The sequence below is a fragment of the Dyadobacter sp. CECT 9275 genome (assembly GCF_907164905.1).
Taxonomy (GTDB): Bacteria; Bacteroidota; Bacteroidia; order Cytophagales; family Spirosomataceae; genus Dyadobacter; species Dyadobacter helix.
In genome coordinates this window covers 41,626-61,482 of record NZ_CAJRAF010000001.1, presented here as the reverse complement: position 1 = coordinate 61,482, position 19,857 = coordinate 41,626, and the positions used below count along the sequence as shown (strand labels likewise).

Annotated in this window: 14 protein-coding genes and 1 tRNA gene; 1 reads left to right on the top strand and 14 read right to left on the bottom strand. The window is 45.6% G+C overall.

Annotated features, from left to right (window positions below; genetic code table 11):
• Positions 1-7: 7 nt before the first annotated feature.
• The 12 genes from KOE27_RS00215 to KOE27_RS00160 form a co-directional block, all read right to left on the bottom strand.
• Positions 8-1,663, bottom strand: a complete 1,656-nt coding sequence (locus tag KOE27_RS00215) for a RagB/SusD family nutrient uptake outer membrane protein (RefSeq protein ID WP_229252564.1) — start codon at positions 1,661-1,663, stop codon at positions 8-10.
• A gap of 30 nt (positions 1,664-1,693) precedes the next feature.
• Positions 1,694-4,987 carry a TonB-dependent receptor gene (locus KOE27_RS00210; protein WP_229252563.1) on the bottom strand — a complete coding sequence of 1,098 codons (3,294 nt, stop codon included), beginning with the start codon at positions 4,985-4,987 and terminating at the stop codon, positions 1,694-1,696.
• Between the two features lie 323 nt (positions 4,988-5,310).
• Complete coding sequence (locus tag KOE27_RS00205) at positions 5,311-6,384, bottom strand: FecR family protein (RefSeq protein ID WP_215236872.1); 1,074 nt, start codon at positions 6,382-6,384, stop codon at positions 5,311-5,313.
• A gap of 168 nt (positions 6,385-6,552) precedes the next feature.
• Positions 6,553-7,122: an RNA polymerase sigma factor gene (locus KOE27_RS00200; protein WP_215236871.1), complete on the bottom strand. Its 570-nt coding sequence runs from the start codon at positions 7,120-7,122 to the stop codon at positions 6,553-6,555.
• Positions 7,123-7,673: 551 nt separating this feature from the next.
• Positions 7,674-7,886 (bottom strand): DUF7149 domain-containing protein, encoded by a 213-nt coding sequence (locus tag KOE27_RS00195; RefSeq protein ID WP_215236870.1) that lies wholly within the window; start codon positions 7,884-7,886, stop codon positions 7,674-7,676.
• A 249-nt stretch (positions 7,887-8,135) separates the two neighbouring features.
• Entirely contained in the window at positions 8,136-8,393 is a 258-nt protein-coding gene (locus tag KOE27_RS00190; protein ID WP_215236869.1) for a type II toxin-antitoxin system RelE family toxin, read from the bottom strand.
• The gene (locus tag KOE27_RS00185) at positions 8,390-8,596 is read right to left on the bottom strand and encodes a hypothetical protein (protein ID WP_215236868.1); all 207 of its coding nucleotides are present in this window, start codon (positions 8,594-8,596) and stop codon (positions 8,390-8,392) included. Before KOE27_RS00185 ends, KOE27_RS00190 begins: the two co-directional genes overlap by 4 nt.
• A 332-nt stretch (positions 8,597-8,928) precedes the next feature.
• Positions 8,929-9,002 (bottom strand) — tRNA-Pro (locus KOE27_RS00180).
• A 182-nt stretch (positions 9,003-9,184) separates the two neighbouring features.
• Positions 9,185-12,613, bottom strand: coding sequence for an efflux RND transporter permease subunit (locus KOE27_RS00175; protein WP_215236867.1), 3,429 nt, complete (start codon positions 12,611-12,613; stop codon positions 9,185-9,187).
• A 90-nt stretch (positions 12,614-12,703) separates the two neighbouring features.
• Positions 12,704-13,837 (bottom strand): efflux RND transporter periplasmic adaptor subunit, encoded by a 1,134-nt coding sequence (locus tag KOE27_RS00170; RefSeq protein ID WP_215236866.1) that lies wholly within the window; start codon positions 13,835-13,837, stop codon positions 12,704-12,706.
• A gap of 52 nt (positions 13,838-13,889) precedes the next feature.
• The gene (locus KOE27_RS00165; RefSeq protein ID WP_229252562.1) at positions 13,890-15,263 is read right to left on the bottom strand and encodes a TolC family protein; all 1,374 of its coding nucleotides are present in this window, start codon (positions 15,261-15,263) and stop codon (positions 13,890-13,892) included.
• Positions 15,260-15,880, bottom strand: coding sequence for a TetR/AcrR family transcriptional regulator (locus KOE27_RS00160; RefSeq protein WP_229252561.1), 621 nt, complete (start codon positions 15,878-15,880; stop codon positions 15,260-15,262). Before KOE27_RS00160 ends, KOE27_RS00165 begins: the two co-directional genes overlap by 4 nt.
• Positions 15,881-16,499: 619 nt before the next feature.
• Between KOE27_RS00160 and KOE27_RS00155 the strand changes: the two genes are divergently transcribed.
• The gene (locus KOE27_RS00155; protein ID WP_229252560.1) at positions 16,500-17,978 is read left to right on the top strand and encodes a type III PLP-dependent enzyme domain-containing protein; all 1,479 of its coding nucleotides are present in this window, start codon (positions 16,500-16,502) and stop codon (positions 17,976-17,978) included.
• 264 nt (positions 17,979-18,242) lie between these two features.
• Here the strand turns inward: KOE27_RS00155 and KOE27_RS00150 are convergent, their stop codons facing one another.
• Both KOE27_RS00150 and hemE read right to left on the bottom strand, forming a co-directional pair.
• On the bottom strand, positions 18,243-18,767 hold the full coding sequence (locus KOE27_RS00150; RefSeq protein ID WP_215236865.1) for a D-glycero-alpha-D-manno-heptose-1,7-bisphosphate 7-phosphatase: 525 nt from the start codon (positions 18,765-18,767) through the stop codon (positions 18,243-18,245).
• 42 nt (positions 18,768-18,809) lie between these two features.
• Positions 18,810-19,838 (bottom strand): uroporphyrinogen decarboxylase, encoded by a 1,029-nt coding sequence (hemE, locus tag KOE27_RS00145; RefSeq protein ID WP_215236864.1) that lies wholly within the window; start codon positions 19,836-19,838, stop codon positions 18,810-18,812.
• Between the last annotated feature and the right edge of the window lie 19 nt (positions 19,839-19,857).

Sequence of the window (19,857 nt, the reverse complement as noted above, 5' to 3'; positions counted from 1 at the left end):
TAAAAAATCAATAACCAGGATTTTGTTCAAGTTTGGCACTGAAATTAGCGTCAATTGCCGTTTGGGGAATAGGGTACAATTCATGGAAATCCTGGATACTGCTGCGGGTATCTTCACGCATATTATATTTCCTGGTTCTCTCCACAAGTTTACCCATCCGTATGAGCGTACGGCGGCGCGGCTCCTCGACTATCAGTTCGCGTGCACGTTCATCAAGGATATAATCTATATTGACTTCACCAGGCGTGACAGGTTTCGCGTTGGCCCTGGCACGGACCACATTAATGTCAGCCGCAGCTTTTAGCAGGTCGCCCTTCCGGGTGTGGGCTTCGGCTCGCAGCAGGTAGGTATCTGCCAGCCGATAAACCATGAAATCCGCAAAAGTCCGGCCAGTAGTGTTGTTTCCTGACTTAGGCGTTTTACCTTCAATCTTTCTCAGCGTTGGATATGCGTTCTGCATCGTATCAATTCTGGTTGTTTTTGGCTCAACCGGTTTCCCAAAATATTTGGACGCCGGATTGGTGTAATACATTGTCCTGCGGATGTTATAGCTTGAGTTCCGGATATCGTTCGTCCAGTTGTTCTGCCAGAGATTATACAGAAAATAGGTGGTCGGCCTTGTCAAACCTACGCCGCGGCCCAGGCTATCCACGATGATCATCCCGGCTTTCCCGTCAGGATCCCGCAGGTTGATATACCAGGGCCCCCAGCCGCGCAGTATGCTGTTGCCTCCCGAGCTACCCGATCCTCCCTGTGTAAGATCTTCAAACTGCCACACATAGATGGATTCCCTGTTGCCAGAACTTCTGTTTTGATTTCCGAGTTTGAAAAGGTCAGAAAATACGTCGCCCGGCAAATCCTTTTCACTCCCAAAACGCGTTGTCATCAGATTGTAAAGCCCCGAATCAATCACTTTGGAGGCACTTTCTACGGCTTTGTCGTACTCGCCAAGGCTGATATAAACTTCAGTGAGCAGGTGATCTGCCGCGGCTTTTACGATACGCCCCTCTTTGCTTTTCTCCACGGTGGCAGGTAAATACTGCGAAGCGAATTCAAGATCTTTTCTGGCAAATTCGTATACCTCCTTGCGTGTATTTCTTACAAAGTCTGTTTTCGGGCCGGTATAAATGGTATCCACAATGGGCACGCCGCCATACAGGTTCGCGAGCGTATTGTGTGCATAAGCCCGAAAAAAACGGGCCTCCGCAATGATCGCATTTTTTTCGGCTTCATTGCTCCATATACCTTTCAGTTCCGGTTTATTGGCATAAACAATGACGGTATTTGCTCTGACCAGCATCAGCTGATAGGCCCATCTCCAGTATTTTACCACCGTATTGGCATTGGGGTTGAGGTAAGTCACATAACTCCTGAACGGACGTGCATCCTCCTGTCCGGTGGTAGCGATGTCGGTACCGCTTTGCATGGTGAAGTAATAATCGTGGTTATCTTCCAGGGTCTGCTCTTCCCTTGCCGCGTGATGCAGGGCGGTAATGTAATTTTTAAATCCGGCCTTTGATTTTAAAACCACATCAGAGCTCAGCGATGCAAGTGGTTTTTCATCCAGGAACTTGTCTTCACAGCCGGTCAGTGCCCATACTGCTAAGCCTGCAAACAGCATCAGATACAGATAGCTGCCAACGATATATCTAACTATTTTCATAATAACTAAGAGGCTATATTTTTGAATTCATTAAAAACCTAAATTGATTCCCATCGTAACCGACCTTGCTGTAGGATAAAAGCTTCCCCTGTCGGTATACCCGCTTTCTGGATCCGGACCAATCCATTTGGTAAAATTGTACAGGTTTTTAGCGCTAAGGGTGAGTCTCAGATTGGTCAATTTTGCCTTGTTAATGAGGTTCTTAGGCATATCATACGTAAGCGAAACGTCCTGGATGCGGATGAAATTACGGCTGTAGTAATACCCATGGCCATAGGGATTGGTGTAGACCATGGAAGGCCTCGTGTTGGATTTGTTCTCTACATTCCACCATCCTGCATCAATCATGTTCAGCGGCCTGTGCGGGTAATTTCCACCTGTTACGCTGTAATCAACCGTACTGAGGTTGGAAATCCATCCCTGCATTGCGTTCACAAAAACCGACATTGAAAGATCTCCGTAGCGGAAGGTATTCGTTACGCCCCAGCGATACTTCGGCTGCAGCGTTTGTCCGATCACGCGGCGGTCGCTGGCGTCTATCTTTTTATCTCCGTTCAGGTCTTTCAGGCGCACAAATCCCGGTTTGTAGCCGGTCGGCAGTTCATCTCCTTCCTGATAGATACCATCAAAGACATAATCAAAAGCTACGTTCTGTGACTGTCCGATAAACCACCGGTTTCCTAAATCATCGTCTTCCCTGCCATCGCCGTTGGTATCCGAATGATACAGATGGACGATTTTGTTTTTGTTTCTTGAAAATACAATGTTACTGCTCCACTCAAATTTCCCCTTCCTGAGATTGACGGAATTAAGCGTTATCTCCACCCCCTTATTGTTGGTTGCTCCCAGGTTGGTCAGTACGAAATTATAACCTGTCATATCCGGCAGTGACCGTTGTACCAGCAAGTTCCGGGTGTTCATATTGTAAAACTCAAATGTACCCCCCAATCGTCCCTTAAAAAGATCAAAATCAATAGCCGCATTTCCTGTGTAGGTAGTTTCCCATTTCAGGTTTGAGTTTGCCATATTCGCCGGATATACCCCAAGAGAAGATAGCCCGCCGTCGCCATAAACATACCGGTTGGTGGCAGACAAACTAAGTGATTGGTATGGATTGATAGCCTGGTTACCCACGGCTCCATAAGACAACCGAAGTTTCAGATTATCGAGAAAAGAAACATTTTTCAGGAATTTTTCTTCCGAAGCAATCCAGGCAAGTGCAACCGAGGGAAAAGTAGCGTATTTGTTGTTGGCGGCAAAAACCGAGCTTCCATCCCTGCGAACGGTACCCGTAAACAGGTATTTATCCATAAACCGGTAGTTGAGCCTAAACATGGAAGATACACCATCAGCGGCCTGGGCAGTGGAACTATTCGTGAGGATTTCCCCTAATCCCAGGTTATTCCAGCTCAGCGCATCCGAAGAAAGCCTGGAGGAGCTGGCTGTAGTGGACTCAAACCCCGAATGGTTTCTGCCATAAAGCAAGGTAATATCAAGCGCGTGATTGGCCCCGAACTGACGGGAATAGGTAACTATGTTCTCCATTACCCAGTCAAAATCTTCCCGGTTAAATTTACTTGCACTGGTATTGTTAATAGCAGGTTCGTGTTTGTCCTGCCTTACAAAATTGTAATTGTGCTGCCAGCGGTAATTAGGAGAATAGTTGAACCGGTAGCTTAAACCTTTAAGCATTGGTAAATCAATAAGTGCATAAAAATTCGCAAACAAATTATTGTACACTTCTTCGTTGGTTGTAAAAATGGCATCCCGCATGGCATTGTAAGGAATCTGGTCCTCGGCAATCACGTACCAGGTAGGTTCGCCATCCGGATAATACCAGGTCCCGTAGGGTGTGGCCGCATAAGCCGCGCCCAGGTCCGCCTCTTTTCCTGAAAGATCTCTTTTGATGTAAGTTGAATTTAAACCAATGGACAGCCACTTGGTAACCTTGTTCTCCACATTGGCTCTTACCGCCAGGCGCCTCATGTTATCGTTATAAATCAACCCCTTCTCATCTGCTATGGAAGCCGATAAAAAATAATTGGTGGAATTCGTTTTACCCGATAAGCTCAGGTCGTAAGAATTGATCCGGCCCTGCTGGCTGATCGCATCGTACGGGTCTGTGGTAATTCCCGCATCATAATTAACAAGTTCCGAAGTGGTCAGATAATCCCGGATCTTGGAAGGGTCGGCTGTCAGGCCACTTTGCTGACGGTTGTCCAGCGTTTTTTGCAGGTAACGCTCCGGCGACAATAATTTGGGTTTGTAACTCCAGTCTGATAAACCCGAAAAAGCGTTGATACGGATTGTCGGTTTTTCGGTAGTCCCTTTTTTAGAGGTGATCAGGATCACTCCGTTTGCTGCACGGGAGCCATATATCGCTGCTGAACTGGCATCTTTCAGAACCTCCATTGACTCAATATCATTTGGATTAAGATCTGCCAGGCTACCGTTAAAAAATATCCCGTCCACCACGATCAGCGGATTATTTCCTCCGTTCAACGAACGCGGGCCGCGGATCAGGATCGTGCCGTTCTGCCCGGGGCGCCCGTTATCTGTAAACTGTACACCAGCCACCCGTCCGCGGAGCGACTGCGTAACATTGGTGTTGGGCAGGTTTTGGGTTTGTTTCATATCCACTTTTGAAACCGAGCCCGTCACATTTCTCCTGGATTGCGTTCCATATCCTACCACCACTACTTCTTCCAGTGCCTTAGTATCTGTTTTCAGGATAATGTCAATGTTCGCCAGGTTACCAACCGAAACTTCCTGCGGGACATAACCAACAAATGAAAAAATCAGTACCGGATTCTTTTCCTGAAAACTCAGTGAATATTGTCCCTGAGCATCGGTAATCGTTCCCTGCTGCGTACCTTTTACAACAATACTTACCCCAGGTAATCCCTCTCCTTTTTCATCTGAGACTTTCCCCGAAACGGTCTGTTCGCTGGAGATTCCTTCCACCGTTCTGCGCCCAGGAGTACCGGTAGGGAGAGCAGAGCTTGGCTCAGGACTCAGTATGATCTGCTGCCCAACTACTTCATACTTGAGCCTGAGCGGCTTTGTTATCATTTCAAGTATTTCGGATAACGAAACGTTGGTGGCAGTCAGCGAAATTTTATGATCGGAGGGCAATACACGCGGACGATAAGCAAACCGGATGTCGGCCTGCTTTTCTATTTTATTCAGCACTTTACGAATCTCCTGAGTTTCAACCCTCAAACTAACCTTTCTGTTCAGTAACTCCTGGGCAGAGACATTACGGGCAAGCGAAGCACCTGTAAAAATCACTGCCAAAAAGGCCTGGAGAAGTGAGATTTTCATGAGGTGAAATAAAAATGGGTTTATAATTAGCTGTCTTTTCATTAGATTCAAATGTTTTTGTGAATTTTTGAGCAAAAACACCTCCTATCACGTCAGGAAACTGACGCTGTGCATTGAACGGTACATGACTGGAGGAAACCAAGCGCCAGGGTGGTCTCAACACTACTGGTGCTTTTTTTTGTGAAGTAAATTTCTGGGTTTTACATAGGCCGCCTGGGTTTAGAATGTGCAGATATTCAGGATAAACGGATTTAGCACTTATCTGATATGTACTCAGATAATGGCCATTTGGTACTCTTGCAGGAACAAATAATAGACGGATATCAACAGCCCTTACTGTAAATAATTACCTGTGCGTCGATCAGCTTATAACTCACTTCCAGCACTTTACAGATCACCTCCAGCTTCTGGAACAGATCTTCTTTACTCAGGTTGACCGTAAGTGTACAATTTTTCATAAGCTCCTCGTCAAAAACCACATCAATACCATATACTTTTTCCAAGGTCTGGAAAACATCTGCAGCCGGTACATCTTCAAAACTAAAGGAAGGCAAATGGTTCTTTTCAACAAGTATAGTAGGTTTTTCTACCAGCGTTTTGCTGAGTGTTCTGATGTCACGCTGAAAAATAGCTTTCTGGTTAGGTGTCAATATAATCCCGTGCACTTCCGGATCCTGCGCCCTTGCAGTATTTCCCGAATATACCGACACCCTTCCTGTACTGACAGCCACGGTAACATTGGGATCACCATCATGTGCCTGAACACGGAAACTGGTACCCAGAACCTTTGTAATCAATCCATTGGCATATACCAAAAAAGGTTTTTCAGGATTTTTACGTACTTCAAAAAACGCCGCGCCGTGTAGATATACTTCCCGCTGGCCGCCATCAAATTCTCTTGTATACCTCAGGCGGCTATTTTTCTCAAGCAGCACTTTGCTGCCGTCCGCAAGGAGTACCCCCATGGGCTGGTCGGTATCATTGGCAGCTTCCTCCCACTGTCCGGATGCAGGCTTTGTACCGGCAATCTGCTGAGTATTGGCCTGCCTTGTATGCCATAACCCAGCCGCGCCCAGGACTAACAACACCGAGGCGGCTACCTGCCATACATAATACCTTTTTACCCAGCCTCTAAACCCGCTTTTATTCTTCAAAGCAACGGTATCCTCTATCCGGGACCATACCCGGGCTACCTGTGGTTCATCCGCTTTTATCTTGTTGATATGATGAAGTGCCTGCACCAGTATTTTCCCTTCATTCAGCTGGTAGTACTTTTCAGGATAGTCTTTCAAAAACTCCTGCCAGAATGCCTCCGACTCCGCATCAGGCGAACATACCCACTGTTTAAAGTAGTCGTCCGCGGCAAAATCTTCCGCCCTAAATTGATAATAGTTCATAGCTCTTAAAATTTTATCTGACAAACCGCCGGGGCTTGAATCCTGCAGTTGCTCTTTCCTATCATATTGTCAGCTGGATGCTGACGCCGTACAGTATGGCAAAAGTTAAAATCATCCGGTACCTGTAAAGTGATTTTTCCCTGATCAAATAAAAAAACGGCTGCCAGATCAGATTTCCCCGAACACGAGCAGGATGCTTAATATTCTTACTGCCTCACGCAGGGATTTCAATCCTGAATAGATAAACTTGCAGGCAGACTGGTAATTAATACCCATGATCCGCGCAATCTCCTCATTACTGAAATGCATATAAAACCTCAGATTGAGCGCTTGCTGCTGTCTTGGGCTTAGCAGCCCGTAACTGCTGCGAAGCTGTTGCAGGAGTATTTCCTTCTCTTCTGCTTCGATCAGATGGCTTTCGATCAAAAAATCATCGGGGCTCCCCCAGGCGTTGTTAAGGTCGGTGGTATTGTAAAAAAGGTCTTTGCGCTGACTGTGGTTTATTCTATTACGCAGCGAACGAAACAGATAGAATTTAATTGAATCGGTTTCACCCAGGTTATTACGCTGCTGCCACAATTCTATGAAGAGGTCATGAATACTATCCTCGATGAGCTGAGTATTACCGGTTACCTTGTATCCATAATTCAGCAGGTCACGCGCATAAAGCTGATAGAGCCGCTGAAAAGCTTCCTGGCACCCGCCGCGAAATTCATTCCAAAGTTCAATATCCAACATTTGTGAAGCCACTAGCCACCGTTAATTAGACAACGTCAATCAAATACTTGATCCTGTAAAGCATCTTCCCCGCCATCGTCGCGAAAGAACACCCCTCTATATACTAATGGCTGAAATGAGGTATTTTAATCCTATTTTTTATAAAAATTTTAAAAAATATTTAGACATGCACCTCGACATCACTGTCCTTTCGGTACCGACAAGCACTCACAAAGACGAACGGTGATCTGTATTTTTATTTCACCACCTGCAGGACAGAATAGCAAGCGATCCATCAGTCTTGTTTCTCTTCCAGCCAGGCAGTGCACACTCCTGACGTCCAATGCTCCATTTGTTCATTACGGGGATCGAAAACTTCCAATGAAGTAGACCATTTTGGGTGACTCTGGCAGGCTTGGAAAATCAGGAAAACTTCAACAGGCCTCAGGCGAGGGCAGAGTTTTCATTCTGAAATGATGCGGGTATATTGGGACATCCTGCAGGCTTTTTGAAAGAACCTGCCCGATGAGCTGTCAAAACTAATGATGACTTCACGGCCCTAAAGGTTCCTTTCAATGAGCGTCCTCAAACGCTGGGTCATGCTCGTCGCCCCAAAAATCACGGATGTTGTTCTTCTGGTTCTCCTCACGTTCTATTTCATCCACCTTCCCCAACAACTTGATCCAGTTCTCCTTAAAGAGGTCAATCTCCTTTCGAAGTGGCCGCTGTTTCAGGAAAGCCTTGTTGAGTGTTTGCTTCGGGGTTTGGAGGATTAACTTGATCACGCGAATATTTCGTAAAGTAGTAGATTGGATATGTAGCTGCTAATATAGGTTTACGATTCGAATAAAGCGAAAGTACGACTTGAAATGACCCTGTTACATTATTCTTCGACCAACGTATTAAGACACAGAATCTACTATAACCTGGCTGCTGACGCTATGCTGCCTGTGCGGCGCGCTTTGGATTGCACAAAAAAGGAGGATTTTTGAACGGGACCTGTCTCGTAAAAGGGCTGGGATGATAATGCCTTTCTATTCATATATGTTCTTCCGGTCACCGATGTCCAGCACATCTACTAATAGTATATCGCCATTTATCTCATAAATAATCCGATAATTGCCGGCTCGCTTTCGAAATGTGTGGTCGTAGGCTTTCATTTTTTTGACATCGCCTGCGTAGGGATCAGCCGCCAGTCCTTCGAGTGCATTGGCAACAATTTTGTAATCACGTGCCGACAGCTTTTTTATGTACTTCAGAACTTTTGAGGTAACGATTACCTTATACCTCATTTGGCAGTTTTGTGCTTTTTCTCCATTTCTTCCTTCACATCATCCCAGCTATGTCGTTCGCCGGTATCAGCCTGCTTGGCTTCCTCGTAGGCAATGATGTCAAGCAGATCCTCTACGAGTTCCGACTTCGTGGAGCCATTGATCACTACACGTTTTACCTGGCCTTTGGCTGTATATTCTGTTTTAATTCCCGGTAGGTTCATGATCCGAGTTACATTTGGTTATGTAAAAATAGCAGAATTAAATAAAAAACAATTGCCAGTAGTAAACAAGAGCACATTTCCTCCCTGGAAGAAAAATTTGAACACCCATCTCCCCAGGCGTAACCAACCACCACGTACTTACTAAAGCCCCAGCCCAATGAAAATCCTCCTAAATACCTCAGTCCACCTAAAGCACTCGTTTTCGTTTCACAGTTGCTCGCGGCGATTTCGCAGTTGCTGACGGATGCCAGGATTGGAACGGGGGCGCCCACCCCTTCAATCACCTGGATATTTTAAACTAAAAAGCCCGATCATTTCTGACCAGGCTTTTGTCGGGATGACAGGATTTGAACCTGCGACCTCTTGCACCCCATGCAAGTACGCTACCGAGCTGCGCTACATCCCGTATTTGTTTAGCTAACTTGAATTCACCCCATTCCAGTGCACTACCGGACTGGGCGTCCCCAACTGCGCTACATCCCGAATGCTTTCGGGTTGCAAATGTAAGAATCTTTTGCAAAAATGCCCATTTCTGAAACAAAAATCTTTGAACAGAAATGGGCATCGTGGCTAACGATGCAAACGAAATCAGATTGTCTCGTTTTGCCAGTTGGGATTTACCACTTCTTTACTCTTTCTAAACCACTTATCCCGTACTTTTTCATTGATGTAATAAAGGCATGGTACAATCACCAATGTCAGTATGGTGGAGAAGCTTAGCCCGTAAATAATCGTCCAGGCCAATATGTTCCAGAAAACTGCGCTTGGGCCGCCAACGATGAGGTGCGGCGACAGATCCTGAAAGAGTCCGACGAAATCTACTGTGATACCCAGTGCAAGCGGTACCAGGCCTAAGATGGCTGCGGAGGCTGTCAACAGCACGGGTGTTAGCCTGATGGTCCCACCTTCAATAATGGCCTCCCGCATGGGATATCCCCGCTCACGTAATTCCTCGATAAACTCAATGAGAAGGATACCGTTTTTCACAACGATACCGGCCAGGGCGATGATACCCACACCAGACATGATGATCGAGAAGTCGCGGTTGAAAATGATGAAGCCTAACAATACCCCGATAATGGATAACAGGATGGTAAAGAAAATAATCATCGGCTTCACAACAGAGTTAAACTGCGTCGCAAGGATCAGGTAGATCATCAGGATGGCTGCTCCTAATGCGCCTACGAGGAACATCATGGAAGCTTGCTGCTCTTCCTGCTCTCCACCCATTTTGATAGTATATCCGTTGGGTACGTCCATATCTTCAACCAGTGTCTGGATCTGGGCTACAATTTCATTGGCATTGTAACCTGGTAATACATCCGACCCCAGGGTTACGATCCTCCTCTGGTCCTGGCGATTGATCTGGCTGAAAGTAGTTGAATAGCGGATGTTTGCAACGGAGGTAATCGGTACCTGCCGCAGGGCTCCGTTCATATTCATATCCCGGTACACCACATTCAGGCTCAACAGTTTTTCAATTTGCTCGCGGTCGTCCTTTTTCAGACGGACCATGATCGGGTACTCGTCTTTATCGTCGCGGAACTTGGAAACTTCAAAACCAAAAAGCCCGGTCCTTACAGCCATAGCTATCTGTTGCGAACTGATCCCTTCACGCTGTGCTTTTTCACGGTCGATATCTATTACTATTTCAGGTTTGTTGGTTACCAAGTCCGAACGGAGCTGGTCTATCCCTTCAATACCCGAATCCTGGACTTTTTTAAGTACTGTCTTTTCCAGTTTCTGAAGTATCGTAAAATCATCTCCCGAAATTTCAATAGAAATTGGTTTTCCGGTAGGAGGCCCCACAGCTTCGCGTTCCACGGAAATTTCGGCGCCGGGAATGCCCGAAACCGCTTCCCTTATTTTGGCCAGTATGGCCTGGGACGAACGCCCGCCCCTTTCGGTACCATATACAAACGCAACAGTAACTTTGGATTTGTGAGGGGTAGCTGAACGATCTGGCGCATAGGGATCACCCGCATTTTTACCCACATTGGCAATCACGGAGTTCACCATGTCCATGGCTTTTTCTTTTTCCAGGACATCAAATACTCTTTTCTCTATTACTTTGGTAACCGAGTCGGTCACATTGGCATCCGTTCCAATCGGCATTTTGGTGTATACATACACATAATCCGGCTCACCACTTGGGAAGAAAAGTACTTTTGGCTGCACAATGCCGGTCAGCACAAGCGAGAAAACAAACAGAACCAGCATGGACAGTACCAGCACAACCGGGCGCCAGCCTACGAGCAGCCAGCTGATTAGTTTACGATAATTTATTTTCAGCTCCGGTAAAAGCTTATCCTGGAACGGTACCAGAATTCGGGGGGTAAGGATATAATGATTGAAGGCATACAAAATGATGAGGAAAATAAAGAAATTCCCAACACCTCGGTCAATTAAGTATCCCAATGCTGCTGCCACTGCCAGAATGATCATCGGCCTGCGAATAGCCTTAAAACTGGTATCATGCGCTTCCTTTTCGTCTTCATGCCGTCCCATGAATGATACGGCAAATACCGGGTTCATCACATAAGCAACAAAGAGCGATGCACCCAGCGTAATGATGAGCGTCAGCGGCATAAATTTCATGAATTCCCCGACTATACCTGTCCAGAAAAGCAATGGGAAAAACGGAGCAATGGTGGTGAGCGTTCCGGAAAGTACCGGTATAAACACCTCCCCTGCCGCTGCTTTCACAGCCTGCTGGATGGTCCAGTCGCGGTGCTGATTAAAAAGCCGGTGGGTGTTTTCAATTACCACAATGGCGTCATCCACTACAAGGCCGATCCCCAGCAAAAATGCAAAAAGAACAATGGTGTTCAGGGTAAATTCAGTACCGACGATCGGTCCGATGAGTGGCATCATCACAAAGGCCACCAAAGCAGACAGTGGTACGGACAGCCCGACAAATATGGCATCACGTACACCCATGAAAAACATAAGGACCATTACCACGAAGATAAAACCCAGTACAACGGTGTTGATCAGGTCATGGAGGTCGGCGCGGGTCTGGATGGACTGATCCGCCGTAATCTTAATATCCAGCCCTGAGGGAAAACGGTTTTCCTTATATTCTGCAATCAGATTCTCAATTTTATCAGAGGCATCCACCAGGTTTTCTCCAGAACGTTTGATCACGTTGAGGGTAATAACAGGCTTGCCCGTCAGGCGTGCAAAATCCTGCTGCTCTTCAAAGTTGTCCACTACGTCGGCCACATCTCCCAGGCGCACGGTTGCCCCCGTACCGGTTCTGATCCGGATATTGGACATATCCGCAACATTGGTATACTCCCCTTTTACACGCAAGGTCCGGCGAACGCCATCCACATTCAGTTCACCTCCCGAAATGTTGATGTTCTCTCCCTGAACGGCCGTTTGTACGTCATAAAAAGTAAGGCCCGTAGATTGCATACGCGGAAGATCCACGTTGATCTGGATTTCCCTGTTCAGCGCACCCAGGATGTCTACCCGTGTAATTTCGGGCAATGCCTCAATTCCGTCCTGCAGATCCTCTGCATATTGTTTCAATTGTTTAAGAGAATAATTCCCCGCGATGTTGACGTTCATGATCGGAAATTCCGAGAAGTTAACATCCTGAGCGGTGGGCCCAGAGTCCAGATTTTGTGGCAAATCCGTTTTTGCTTTATCCACAGCATCCCGTACGCGCTGAAGCGCAACTTCAACGGCGACATCCGGGGTAAATTCCACGAGGATTACCGATACATCCTGTAAGGCATTGGATTTGATTTTCTTAACCCCGTTCAGCGACTTCAGCTGTTTCTCTATCGGTTTGTTAATGGTGTTCTCAATATCAGCCGGAGCCGTACCAAAGTAAACGGTATTGATGTATATCTGAGGTATCTTTATATCAGGAAATTGTTCCTTCGGCAGATTGGTATAGACAAGGAACCCGGCCAGGGTAATGATGAACGTAAAGATGTACACCGTTGTCCGGTTTTCTACGCACCAGTTGGTAAAGCCAAGGGTTTTATATTCGTCAAATTTCATAGGTATGAAAGTTAAAAGTTTTACGGGGCGTTGGAAAAAGTAGCAGAGGTATCCATCCGTGATACCCGAGCTTATATTTCCAAATCCTTCCTAATACGATATGGGTTGTCCGTCGGAAACGTCCTGGTAACCCAGTGTGATGATCTGATCTCCGGCAGCCAGTCCTTCCAGTATCTCTATTTTCCCGTCATAGCTCAGGCCGGTTTTTACTTCCTTGGCCTTTGCCACCTTTTTATTTCCTTCTGTCTGGGCAACATACACAACTGTGCCTTTTTCGGTGCTCTGAACGTAATTCTGATCAATAACTAACGCATTTTTGCTGGTAACATCATTGATCTGCACCTGTGCCATCATATTTGGTTTGATATCCTTTGATGAAGGCAGGCTGGCTTCAATAATGAAAGTCCGGGAAAGAGGGTCTACCGTAGTACCGACAAACGTTACCCGTGCTTTAAATTCCTTCTTAAGGTCAGGAAACTTGATAATTACCTCATCTCCTTTTTTTACACTGGCAGAGTAGGTATCCGATACCTTGGCCACTACTTTGAGGTCGTTAAGGTTCACAATGCGAACCACCCCTACGCCGGGAGAGGCCAGTTCTCCTACTTTCACGTTAACCTGATCCACCACACCCGCCATTGGAGAAATGATCTTCGATTGCGCCAGCTGTGCGTTAAGCGTAGTAAGTTTCCTTTCAAGTGATTCCTTATTGTTTTTTGCCTGAAGGAATTGAAGTTCGGTTCCTATTTTCTGATCCCAGAGATTTTTTTGCTTGTCGTAAAGCGTGTTCATCAATGAGAGTTGCGTCTTCAGCTCCTCAATAGACTCGCGTAGAATCGTGTCGTCGATCTTCCCGATTACACCTCCCGCACTCACATAATCACCCAATTTTACATACATGGCCGTAACGGCACCGCCCGTTTTCGGGGTGATCATCGCACTGTTTTTGGCATCCACAGTACCCTGAAGCTCCACATAATGGCGGAAGGTTTCGGCGACCAACGGCGCCACAGTGACAGGTTTCACCTTCGCTTCTCCTGCTTTTTTAGGATCCAGTTTGGCAATTTCAATTTCCAGCGCTTTAATTTTCTTTTCGGTTTCGCCCTGTTCGGTTTTAAGCTTGGCTAACTCTTCTTTTTTTCCGGCCAGGCCATCCTTTTTCTCTCCTGAGCAGGAGGCAAGAAAAGAGGCTACGGCCATCAGTATTAGAATATGTCTTTTCATGAGATTGATAAGTAGCAGTTTCAAAATTTGTTTCGGTGTTAATTTTATAAAATCAGTTCTGAGTGTCTGAATAAAGCTCGCCTTTAGCCTTTGTCAGGTCCACTTTGGCTATAACCAGATCGTACAAAGCCGCGAAATAGTTGGTTTGTGACTCTTTCAGGGACGACTCCGCATTGATTACCTCTATGTTGGAACCGACGCCTTCCTTGTATTTGATTTTGGACACCCGCGCCACCTCTTTGGCAAGATCCAGGTTGCGTTGCTGGGTTTCAAGCGTTGCCACTGCATTTTTGATGTTGATGGCGGCTTGTTTTGCTTCAAAATCGATGGACTGCTCTAGTAATGTCTGCCCCACTTTCACTTTATCCAGGGCAATTTTTTTCTGGGAAATCTGGTATCTCTTGCTGAAACCATCAAAAATAGGTATCATCAGATTAAGACTCAATACTGAGTTATTGAACCACTTGGAACCGAAAAGATCGCCAAAGCTGTCGCGCCCGTTATTGTGTCCGTAGCCAACCGATGCCGATACCACGGGAAGATAACCGCTGCGGATACTTCTCAGATCCAGGTCTGCCAGTTTCCCCTGGGTTGCCAGCACCGAGTATTCGATCCTGCTGGTATAGTTTACCTGGGGCTGTGCTACTTCCGTTTTAATTGACTCCACATCAACATCCTCAATTTTGTCCTTGAGCTGCAGAGGCTCATCCAGCGGCATTCCCATTTGATATTTCAAAAGGGCATAGCTCAACTCTATCAGATTTTGTACGCGCTGGCGTTCCGTTCGCAGATTGTTGATCTGCACCTCGAGACGGTTTACGTCCAGCAGTTCCACAAATCCGCTCTGGTTCATGGCTTTGGTTTCGAGCATAAGCGAATCCACCCGGGTAATGTTAAGGTCCAGTACTTTGGCCCTTTCCTCTGCAACCTGTGCCGAATAATAGGCTTTGGTAACCGCCTCTGCGACAGTTATTTTCGATTGCTGCACGTTTTTCTGCGCCAGTTCCCGATAGGTGGCCGCAGCCTTGAGACCTACCAGATAGGTACCGTTGAACAGGAGCTGGTTCCAGGTAGCCGATGCACTACCCTGATATTTCACCCCAAATTTAAGCGCCACAGGAGGAGCATCTGCCGGTGCGGTGGGATCTGCAAAATTAGCCGGAAGGAAGAACCTTTGAATGATCAGGTTATCGGTAATGCTGGCATTAGCGGTAACCTGCGGAAGGCCTGCTGCACGAACTTCCCCGATTTTTGCTTCTGCGGACAATGCGTCAAGCTGCGAGTTTTTGACATTCAGATTGTGCTTGATCGCGTAGTCAACGGCTTCTTTTACTGTGTACCCTCCGTCCTGTGCATAAGTAGAATGTATGGATACAAGTAACACAATTGCCAAGAGGCAACTGCGAATCATTCGATCATTTTTCATGGAATGTTAGATTCAATTACTGATTTATTTTGAATGGTGTTATAGTACTGATGGCCTTTTTCGCTTAAAACCCCCCTGAGAAAATGCTGTACGAATTCCAGTTGCAAATCCGTCATGTTGAATTTATCCGGAGGAAATATTGTAGGATCGAAGGCCAACTCGATCTGTTCAATGCGTAAAATAGAGAGTATATTCACATCAATATCATCTCTGTACAAACCGGTGTGTTTTCCCCTGAGGAGGTTTTCACGGATTCCGCGCAGGATGAAATCATTCTTATATACGGCAAAAAGATTCCAGGCTTTGGGGTAATACTTTTTCAAATCATATAAAAATACAGGATTGATGTTCACCATACATATACGTATCTGTTCCGAGGCCCGCAGCATTTCGTCTATGGGGTTGGGCGCTGCTTCGCCAAGTTTCTCCATTTCACATTTTTGAGAAGTCAGCTCCTGCTCAATTACCAGGACAAGAATAGCTTCCTTATCAGGGAAATGCTGGTAAATAGTCCTTTTAGATATCCCCAGATCATGGGCAATATCGTCCATTGTCACACTTTTAATGCCGTATCGCCAGAAAAGCGACAGGGCCGATTTGATGATTCTCTCTCTCACAAAGCAAATCTTATGTTTTTCTACGACAAAAACCAAGAAAACTTTAAAATTGTTCAGAGTTTTCATCATCATTTTCAATAATTTTTTCTTACCATTTTTTAGGAGAATAAATTAATGATTTCATAACATCCTGAAATGCATAAAATTAAAGTAAGATGGTGTTTTCGGTCTGATCCCCAAAACCTGTCCAAGATAAGGAATAGCATGCAGGTATAACACAATGATTACTATTTTTTAATTGTACTTTACCAGGATATATTTATGCTGTAACAGGTCAATATGTTACCATTGGTAACCAATATCCTTTTATCAGACTCTAAATATAAGGCATCTTTTTGTCCATGGACAATCAAAAAAATACTAAGCATAAGATTTGCCGTGTGAACCGGCAAAAATCCAGGATAAAATTCTCTGGCGATGGAATGATTTATAAAATACCGATGTTTGGAAAAGACACAATTTCTGATCAAATTTCCGATCTTTTTTAGAAAACGATACTTTGGTTTTTAGGTAGTAATTTTCTGAAAACGGGGTTATGTTGGCTATGAAACAACAAAGGAGAAGGATAACCGTTATTTTTAATCACAATTTACAAACAGCTACCGCGAAACAATCATAAATGAAAAGCTACATTGACCTGATTCAGCAGACGTTCGAGTTTCCCACCATGGAGTTTAACGTTGATAATCACCAGTTGCTGTTCAACAATGTACCCCTGATGGATATCATCAAGGAACATGGTACGCCTTTGAAACTGAACTATCTTCCAAAGATTGGAGAGCATATCGAGAATGCAAATATGTTTTTTAGAAATGCTTTTAAAAGACATAATTATAAAGGAAGTTATACCTACTGCTATTGCACCAAGTCTTCCCATTTCAGTTTTGTGCTGGAAGAGGCTCTTAAGCATAACATACACCTTGAAACGTCGTCATCCTTTGATATCCCCATCATCCGGGAGCTGTACCGCCGCGGGAAAGTGAGCAAGAACACCTTCGTACTTGCCAACGGGTTTAAAAGACCCCTTTACACGCAGTATCTGAGTGAGCTCATCAATGAAGGTTTCAACTGTATTCCCATTCTTGATAACCTGAAAGAGATTGAGGCTTATGAGAAACTGGTGACAGCGGACTCCGTAAATCTGGGCATCAGGATCGCTACGGACGAAGAGCCTAATTTTGCTTTTTATACCTCCAGACTGGGAATCCGGTACAACGATGTTCAGGAACTTTACAAGGATAAAATAGCTCCCAATCCGAAGTTTAAGCTGAAAATGCTTCACTTCTTCATCAACACGGGCATCAAAGACAGTGCTTATTACTGGAGTGAACTTACCCGTTTCATGTTCAAGTATTGTGAGATGAAGAAGATCTGCCCCGACCTGGATTCTATTGATATAGGTGGCGGGCTCCCGATACAAACTTCCCTGCAGTCCAACTACGACTATCAGCAGATGATAGACGAAATCGTTGAAAATATCCAGTGGATCTGCAATAAGAATAACGTCCCGGTACCTCATCTTTTTACGGAGTTCGGGAGTTATACAGTGGGTGAAAGCGGAGCGGTAATCTACGAAGTGATCGATAAAAAACTTCAGAACGACAAAGAGCTATGGTATATGATCAACGGGTCATTTATCACCCAGCTTCCCGACTCCTGGGGAATGAACCAGAAGTATATCATGCTGCCGATCAATAACTGGGACAGCCCGTATCAAAAAGTCAACCTGGGGGGATTAACCTGCGATTCGCAGGATTTCTACAACAGTGAGATGCACAGCGCTGATTTATATATGCCCATTTTTGAGGATGACCAGCCGCAGTATATCGGTTTTTTCCATACCGGAGCTTATCAGGAATCACTGGGCGGGTACGGAGGTATACAACACTGCCTGATACCGGCCCCCAAACATGTACTGGTTGACAAGGATGAGGAGGGCAGAATTTACACAAGGGTGTTTGCAGATGAGCAGAACAGCGAGTCGATGCTGCGTATTCTGGGATTTAAAGATGATTCCTTTGTGGCCCCTGTGGTAAAAAATACGGCCGAAACTTCCGGCGAGGCCCTTGAAGAGGAATTGGTTGAAACAAAAATTTAAGCGTTTATATAAAGTTCTTTGAATGAGATCGTTATTAGGTATACTAAGGGATATCATTCAAAGAATTCTTTTTTATAACTTTGCGGTTACCACTGCCGCCGGGGAAAGTGACAACGGTATAAAAATCTAACAAACAAGAAAAATGAAAAGACTTGGTTTACTATTTGTGATTTGCGGAGCACTTGCTTTTTCTTCCTGCACAAAGCACGCCTGTCCTGCTTACGGTAAGGTACAAAAAGCAGCCACGGCGAACACCGAGAGAGCTTAATTTTTTTGCCGAAGAATAATACTTACTGCACTCCATAAATTTTCTGCTGCATAGTCTCCGGCAAGCCTTTCCGCACCGGAGAGAATGTGTATGGTGCTGAGCCCCATTTTTTTGCCTGCCTGCATATCCCGATCCCTGTCTCCTATCATCCAGGACTGAGCCGGGTCAATATTATATTTTGCAATGGCTTTTTCAATCAGGAGCGAGTCCGGTTTTCTGGAAAGAGACATCCCGGAAAACAGAGGATGGTGAGGTGAAAAGTAAATATCATCCAGCGCATTTCCCGAAACCCGCTGCATATATTCATGAATGGCATATACTTCTGCAGGTCCGTAAAGCCCTTTTGCTATTCCGGCCTGATTGGTAATTACAATGAGCAGAAAGCCCTCATTTTTCAACATCCTTAGTGCCTCGGGTACACCGGACGGTATGACGAGTTGATCCAGCTTGTACAAATAATCCCCCAGGTCTTCATTTAAGACTCCGTCCCGGTCGAGGAAGACACACTTATTCTTTTGCATGGGCAGGTTTTTATGATTTTAGCAGTCCGGATAACAAAGCGCCTATTTTTCCGAATACTCCTTCACCGTTTCTATAAAACACCTTACCTTGTCGGGGTCTGTGTCCGGATATACCCCATGTCCCAGATTAGCAATGTAGGGATGAGTTCCGAACTGCGCGATCATTTTCCTTACCTCCGTTCTGATCTGGTCATAGGAAGCATACAGTACACAGGGGTCCAGATTTCCCTGAAGCGTTTTGTCTGGAATTAGCTTTTTTGATTCCGAAATATCCATATTCCAGTCCAGCCCAACCACCGAACAGCTCAGCTGGCCTATTTCCTCTCTTGCAAAAAAGGCACCTTTGGCAAAAACCGTGACAGGCACCTCGGTAATAGAATCACAGATCTGTTTGATATACGGAAGCGAAAACTCACGGTATTGCTCAGGAGAAAGAATGCCCGCCCAGGAATCAAACAGCTGTACCAGATCCGCCCCGGCTGCTATCTGTGCTTTGAGGTAAGCAATGGTACTATCGGTAATTTTCTGAAGTAATGCATGCGAAAACAGGGGATCGGTATACAAGTGTTTCTTGGCAACCGAAAAAGTTTTAGAACCTTTTCCCTCGGTCATATAGCAAAAAATTGTGAACGGAGCACCGGCAAACCCGATCAGAGGAACCCGGTGATCAAGCGCCTTTTTTGTGATCCGGATTGCTTCCAGCACATAACCCAAATGCTCTTCTGGGTCAGCAATGCGCAGTTTTTCAAGATCGCCAAGAGTATGGACGGTTTGAGGAAAAACAGGACCCCGCTGTTCAATCATTTCATAAGGAAGCCCCATTCCTTCGGGTACCACCAGTATGTCCGAAAAAATGATGGCAGCATCAACTCCTAATAAATCCACCGGCTGAACCGTCACTTCCGCAGCCAGTTCAGGGGTGGTGGCCAGTTTTATAAAACTACCGGCTTTTTCCCGTACAGCTCTGTATTCCGCCAGGATCCGTCCCGCCTGGCGCATCATCCATACGGGCGTGCGTTCAGTTTGTTCACCCCGCGCCGCCCGAAGTATAAGGTCATTTTTCAATTTCATGGCGCAAAGGTAGGGAGAA